This is a genomic window from Sphingomonas sp. 28-62-11, assembly GCF_002278865.1.
In the GTDB taxonomy this organism is placed as follows: Bacteria; Pseudomonadota; Alphaproteobacteria; order Sphingomonadales; family Sphingomonadaceae; genus Sphingomonas.
Genome location: NZ_NCGB01000025.1, coordinates 34,130 through 40,622 on the forward strand (window position 1 = coordinate 34,130; position 6,493 = coordinate 40,622).

At 60.0% G+C, this 6,493-nt stretch carries 6 protein-coding genes; 5 read left to right on the plus strand and 1 reads right to left on the minus strand.

The window, feature by feature from the left end; translation table 11 throughout:
• Positions 1–2: 2 nt before the first annotated feature.
• The 5 genes from rutB (at position 3) to B7Y49_RS10190 (ending at position 5,218) form a co-directional block, all read left to right on the plus strand.
• Positions 3–722 (plus strand): peroxyureidoacrylate/ureidoacrylate amidohydrolase RutB, encoded by a 720-nt coding sequence (rutB, locus tag B7Y49_RS10170; protein ID WP_374127483.1) that lies wholly within the window; start codon positions 3–5, stop codon positions 720–722.
• 9 nt (positions 723–731) lie between these two features.
• Positions 732–1,115: a pyrimidine utilization protein C gene (rutC, locus tag B7Y49_RS10175; protein ID WP_374127475.1), complete on the plus strand. Its 384-nt coding sequence runs from the start codon at positions 732–734 to the stop codon at positions 1,113–1,115.
• A gap of 139 nt (positions 1,116–1,254) precedes the next feature.
• Positions 1,255–2,040, plus strand: coding sequence for a pyrimidine utilization protein D (rutD, locus tag B7Y49_RS10180; protein WP_374127476.1), 786 nt, complete (start codon positions 1,255–1,257; stop codon positions 2,038–2,040).
• Between the two features lie 5 nt (positions 2,041–2,045).
• The gene (gene rutA / locus B7Y49_RS10185) at positions 2,046–3,107 is read left to right on the plus strand and encodes a pyrimidine utilization protein A (protein WP_374127477.1); all 1,062 of its coding nucleotides are present in this window, start codon (positions 2,046–2,048) and stop codon (positions 3,105–3,107) included.
• Positions 3,108–3,160: 53 nt separating this feature from the next.
• Entirely contained in the window at positions 3,161–5,218 is a 2,058-nt protein-coding gene (locus tag B7Y49_RS10190; RefSeq protein ID WP_374127478.1) for a glutamine-dependent NAD(+) synthetase, read from the plus strand.
• Between the two features lie 409 nt (positions 5,219–5,627).
• Here B7Y49_RS10190 and B7Y49_RS10195 read toward each other — a convergent pair.
• On the minus strand, positions 5,628–6,493 hold an 866-nt coding region (locus tag B7Y49_RS10195; protein ID WP_374127479.1), incomplete at its 5' end, for a hypothetical protein.

Sequence of the window (6,493 nt, forward strand, 5' to 3'; positions counted from 1 at the left end):
TGATGACAGTCGACAGCAATCCGCATGGCTCCGGCCCGAAGGTGACGCTTCCGGCCCGCCCTGAGCCGATCCGCATGACTGCGAAGGATACCGCGGTTGTCGTGATCGACATGCAGAACGCCTATGCATCGCCCGGCGGCTATGTCGATCTCGCCGGGTTCGATATCGCGGGGGCAGCGGGAACGATCGGCAAAATCGCCACCGTGCTCGATACCGCGCGGGCTGCAGGCGTGCAGGTGATCTACCTCCAGAATGGTTGGGACCCCGATTATGTCGAGGCGGGCGGCCCCGGCTCCCCCAATTGGCATAAATCCAATGCGCTAAAGACAATGCGCGCGCGGCCCGAACTCGCCGGACAATTACTGGCGCGCGGCGGGTGGGATTATGCGCTGGTCGATGCACTGGCACCGCAACCGGGCGATATCACGCTCCACAAGACGCGCTATTCCGCCTTCTTCAACTCGCAACTCGATAGCGTGCTGCGCGCGCGTGCCATCCGGCATATCGTGTTCGTCGGCATTGCGACGAATGTGTGCGTCGAAAGCACGCTGCGTGACGGCTTTCACCTCGAATATTTCGGCGTGATGCTTGAAGATGCGACACATCACCTCGGCCCGCCTGCGATGCAGGCGGCAACTGTTTACAACGTCGAGAAATTCTTCGGCTGGGTATCGACCGTCGCCGATTTCTGCGGCACCTTTGGGCAAATGCCGAAGGACTAAGGACTGCTCATGCCTTTTGAAGCGATCAACCCGCCGCAATTCCCCACCCCAATCGCGCCATTCTCGGCCGGCGCCAAGGCAGGCAACACCGTCTATGTTTCGGGCACCCTCGCGCTCGGCGAAGGCGGCGTGGTGCTGTATCCCGGCGACGCGACCGCGCAGACGCGGCATGTGCTCGAAGTAATCAAGACGACGCTCGAAGCCGCCGGAGCGACGTTGGCCGATGTAGCCTTCAACCACATCTTCCTGAAGGACTGGGCCGATTATGCGGCGATGAACACGGTGTATGCCGAGTATTTCCCCGGCGCGAAGCCCGCGCGCTATTGCATCCAGTGCGGCCTGGTAAAGCCCGATTGCCTGGTCGAAATCGCCTCGGTTGCGCACCTTGGTTGAGCCAACGAGTTCCTCCCCGACACGGGGAGGTGGCGGCCGAAGGCCGACGGAGGGGGCTCTCCACGAAACACGGCGCGAGCGTTACGCCCCCTCCACCATGCTGCGCATGGTCCCCCTCCCCGTGCCGGGGAGGAATTGAATGCCACACGCCGCCGGCCTTTACTACGAAACCCATGGCCCCGCAGACGCGCCACCGCTGATCCTCTCGTCCGGCCTTGGCGGATCAGCGAACTACTGGAAGCCTAACATTCAGGCCCTTGCCGAGCACTACCGTGTCATCGCCTATGACCATCGTGGCACGGGGCGGAGCGACCGGGCATTGCCCGATGTGGTGACGGTCGATGACTTCGCCGACGACATCATCGCGCTCATGGAAACGCTGGAGATAGCGAAAGCCCATCTCATCGGCCATGCAGCGGGCGGTGTTGCGGGGCTAGCGCTCGCGTTGAAGGCCCCTGAAAGGCTCGACAAGCTTGTGGTCGTAAACGGCTGGGCGAAGGCAGACCCACATTTTCTGCGCTGTTTTGAGGCACGGCTGAACTTGTTGCGGCATTCCGGAGTCGAGTCATTCCTGCGCGCGCAGCCGATTTTTCTCTATCCAGCCGATTGGATTTCAACTTACACGGAGAAAATCGACGCTGAACTTCCACATCAACTTGCTGACTTCCCCGGCATCCCGACAATGGAAAAGCGCATCGCCGCGCTAGCGGCGTTCGACGTGATCGGTCGCCTTCAAGGCCTGACTGACAACGTTTTCGTACTGCTCGCCGACGACGATATGCTGGTGCCTTCTTCGGCTGGCTTACGACTGTACAAAGAACTTGGCGGGACATGGATCGAGATAATGCCCTCCGGGGGACACGCTTGCAATGTCACCGACCCCGCTCTTTTCAACCACCTTGTCCTCGATTTCCTCAGGAGCTGAACCCCATGCAAGTCGGCGTCTTCGTGCCCATCAACAATAATGGCTGGCTGATCAGCGAGAACGCGCCGCAATATATGCCAAGCTTCGATCTCAACAAAGAGATCGCCCAGCGCGCTGAGAAATACGGCCTCGATTTCCTGCTTTCGATGATCAAGCTGCGCGGGTTTGGCGGCAAGACCGAGTTTTGGGAGTACGGCCTGGAAAGCTTCACGCTGATGGCCGGGCTCGCCGCGGTGACCGAAAAGATCAAAATCTACGCCACCTGCCCGACCCTCATCATCCCGCCCGCCTTTGCCGCGCGAATGTGCAACACGATCGATTCGATCAGCCATGGTCGCTTCGGGCTGAACCTGATCACCGGCTGGCAAAAGCCCGAATACTCGCAGATGGGGCTGTGGCCGGGCGAGGACCATTTCCGTAACCGGTACAAGATGTTGGATGAATATGCTCGCATCCTGCGTGAATTGTGGGAGACGGGTCGGAGCGACTTCAAGGGCGATTATTACCAGATGGACGATTGCCTCGTCCGTCCCAAGCCGACCGGCGACATGAAAATCATTTGTGCAGGGTCATCGGACGATGGCCTCGCCTTCTCCGCGCAATGGGCCGATTATGCTTTCTGCCTCGGCAAGGGCGTCAACACGCCGACCGCCTTTGCTTTCAACAACGAGCGGCTGGCCGCGGCCACGGCCAAGACCCGGCGGGACGTATCGGTCTTTGTCCTCGTCATGGTCGTCGCCGCGCCGACCGATGAAGAAGCGATGGCAAAGTGGAAGTCGTACAATGACGGGGTCGATCATGCCGCCATCGCCTGGCTCGCCGATCAGGGTGCGGCGGACAAGGTGAATGCCACCACCAACGTGCGCCAGCTCGCCGCGCCGGAGGGGGCCGTCAACATCAACATGGGCACATTGGTCGGCTCCTACGCCAGTGTCGCTCGGATGCTCGACGAGATGGCGGAAGTGCCCAATACCGGCGGCGTGCTGTTGACCTTTGACGATTTCATCGAAGGGGTTGAGGCATTCGGCCAGCACATCCAGCCGCTGATGACGAGCCGGGGGGTCTGAGCAGGCATCGCAGATAATGGCATTTGTCATCATATCCGCCTAGGACTCGCGCCATGGCCCGCCCAAAAACGCATCGCTTCTATTCGATCCACGCGCAGGAAATGGTGCGTGTTGCCGCCACCACACCACGCGCAACGGTGGGCGACCCCGCCGCCAATGCGCAGGCGGCAATCGATCTGGCGAAGAAGGCGGCGTCGAACGGCGTCGACCTGATCGTCTTTCCCGAACTCAGCCTGTCATCTTATGCGATCGACGATCTGCACATGCAGGCGGCGCAGCACGGCGCGACTGTGGCGGCGATTGCCCGGCTGGCCAGCGCGACCGCCAAGCTCGCCACCGTTATGCTGGTCGGCGCCGCAATACCGCGCAACGGGCGGCTCTATAACTGCGCCATCGCCATTGCGCGGGGCAAAATCCTGGGAGTCGTGCCGAAGACGTTCCTGCCCAATTACCGCGAATTCTATGAAAAGCGCTGGTTCGCGAGCGGCGCGGGGATCACCGGCATGGAGATCGACCTGGCCGGGCAGCGCGTCCCCTTCGGCACCGACCTGATCTTCGCCGCGAGCGACCTGCCGCATTTCGTGTTCCATGCCGAGATTTGCGAGGATTTCTGGGCCCCCACCCCGCCCTCCACCAATGGCGCGCTCGCGGGAGCCTATATCTGCTGCAACCTCTCAGCCTCGCCCATCAACATCGGCAAGGCCCGAGACCGGGAGATGCTCGCCTCGGCGCAGTCCTCCCGAGCGATCTGCGCCTACATCTTTTCGGCCTCCGGTCCCGGCGAGAGCACCAATGATCTCGCCTGGGACGGCCAGAGCCTGATCCATGAAAATGGCGATCTGCTGAAGGAATCGCAGCGTTTCCGGTGTGAAGCCGACACGATCATCGCCGATATCGACGTCGCGCGGCTGCGGATCGAGCGAATGCGCAACGGCACGTTCAACGATGCGGCACGGCTGGCGGGCGATCCCGAGTATGACTTCCGCCGCATCGCCTTCGAGCACAAGCCCGACTTTACCGATATCGGCCTGCAGCGCGATCTGCGACGCTTCCCGTTCGTGCCGAACACGCCCGAACGGCTCGATGCCGATTGCTATGAGGCCTTTAACATTCAGGTCGAAGGGCTGATGAAGCGCGTCGAGGCGTCGCGGGTCGAGCGGCTCGTGATCGGCATTTCGGGCGGGCTCGATTCAACCCATGCGCTGATCGTCGCAGTGAAGGCGTTCGACCGGATGAAAATCCCGCGCGATCATATCCTTGGCTATACCATGCCCGGCTTTGCGACGAGTGAGGGCACCAAGGCCAATGCGTGGAAGCTGATGCGCGCGCTGGGCGTGGCGGGTGACGAGATCGACATCCGCCCCGCCGCCGAGCGGATGCTGGCGGATATCGGCCACCCCTATGCCAAGGGAAAAAAGCTGTACGATGTGACGTTCGAAAATGTGCAGGCGGGGCTTCGCACTGATTATCTGTTCCGCCTCGCCAACCAGAACAATGGCCTGGTGGTCGGCACCGGCGACCTGTCCGAGCTCGCGCTCGGCTGGTGCACGTACGGCGTGGGCGATCAGATGAGCCATTACGGCGTCAACGCGGGCGTGCCCAAAACGCTGATCCAGCATTTGATCCGCTGGACAATCGCGACCGATTTCTGGGATCTGGAAACCGCCAGGGTGCTCGAAGCGATCCTCGCCACCGAAATTTCACCCGAGCTGGTGCCCGCCGGGGCCGACGGTACGATGCAAAGCACGCAGGACCGCATCGGGCCGTATGAGCTCCACGATTTCTTCCTCCACTACACCGTGCGCCAGGGCCAGTTGCCGTCAAAGATCGCGTTTCTGGCCTGGCACGCGTGGAAGGACGCGAGCAATGGCCGCTGGCCACGCGGCTTCCCGGTCAAGGGCCGCAACGCCTATGATCTGCCGGTGATCAAGAAATGGCTGGAGGAATTCCTGTTCCGCTTCTTCACCACCAGCCAGTTCAAACGTACCGCGATGCCCAACGGGCCGAAGGTTTCGAGCGGCGGTTCGCTTTCACCGCGCGGTGATTGGCGCGCGCCGAGTGATGGGGTCGCGACGGTTTGGCTGGATGAGGTAAAAGCGAATATGCCGTAGCAGGGGCGTCCATCTGGTAGGTGCCAGCAATCGCGAACAAAAAGCGCGTTCAAATCACAAAAAGCCCCGCCACCACGCACGGAACCGCGACCTTAAAAGGAGGTGGGGCAGCAAGGCCGAAGCGTCGAAACCACCGACCGGGTGGGCGGATGCGACAATGAATAAGAGCGGGCGCTGGCTTTCGGATACCACTAAATGGAACACAGCGGATTTGAGGTCTGGAAGACAACGGAGGTGTCGTGAGCACCGTCGTTCATTCGGTTATAGCCCCAAGGCAATCTGATCGAAGCGCGACCGCCAATGCCGTCGTCGACTTGTGTCAGGTTCGCCGCCATTGATCCGAATTTCACGCTATTCGATAACCCCTTGTCACTCAGCCCTTCGGCGGATTTGGCGTTAGGCCAAAGCCCTAGCCTAGAGTTGCAGTCGGCAATTGAAAACGCGCCTCCACATTCCTTTCGGCCTCGATCGCACTGGCAAGATCGAGCGAATAGTTGGCATCATCTACCGACAAAAACGTCGGCCCGACAAACGCGCTATTTGCAATAAAATAGTCCGTTGGCTGCTGGCCTCGCGGCACCTTCCAACTGTACGAAACATAGGCACCGGGCGGCAACGAGCCGATTGGAAGCTTGCCATCATAATTTCCGTTTGAGGCTGGCGACACGATGGCGTGAGGAAGATCGCCCGAACCCCAAATTTCGTTGACCGTCTGCGGAGGCCGCTCGTCAACCCTTTTCACAGTGGCATAGATATCATTTTCCCCGAAGCTACCACCTTGTTCATTCAAGACGCCAAATTGCAAAACCACATCGTTCTTGAACACAGGCACTGATTCGAAGTTGTTAATGTTGCCGCTTGCAATCGCGATGAAAGGCTTTGGGCTCGAGCTCAGCGCAGGAAGAGCAAAACGTTGCGACCTTAGTTGATTCAAGAACTGGATTGAATCATAAATTAGACTCGCCCGATCGGCTAACACGCCGACATTTTTGAGTACGTACGCCAGTCTAGCCAATGCAATGACACCAGTCACGGCGCTGGCTGTACCAGCAAGATAAGCGGCCACTGGCGCTGCAACCGTAATCATGGTCAGGTACAAAGGCACATCTGCCCACGAAGGCATCATTACACTTTGGTATGGGACCCCGCTATTGTTGTTGCTTGGCGCACTGCACCCCACGAGCGCAAGTGAAGCTCCACCGACCAACACGCCTCTGCGCGTAACCATTTGATGATTCACAATGCCCTCCATCTCCGTTGTGGTACTAAAAAACC

What these genes read in the sequence shown, in the direction of transcription:
- rutB (WP_374127483.1), top strand. Translation starts at nt 3, where the DNA reads ATGACAGTCGACAGCAATCCGCATGGCTCCGGCCCGAAGGTGACGCTT.
- rutC (WP_374127475.1), top strand. Translation starts at nt 732, where the DNA reads ATGCCTTTTGAAGCGATCAACCCGCCGCAATTCCCCACCCCAATCGCG.
- rutD (WP_374127476.1), top strand. Translation starts at nt 1,255, where the DNA reads ATGCCACACGCCGCCGGCCTTTACTACGAAACCCATGGCCCCGCAGAC.
- B7Y49_RS10190 (WP_374127478.1), top strand. Translation starts at nt 3,161, where the DNA reads ATGGCCCGCCCAAAAACGCATCGCTTCTATTCGATCCACGCGCAGGAA.
- rutA (WP_374127477.1), top strand. Translation starts at nt 2,046, where the DNA reads ATGCAAGTCGGCGTCTTCGTGCCCATCAACAATAATGGCTGGCTGATC.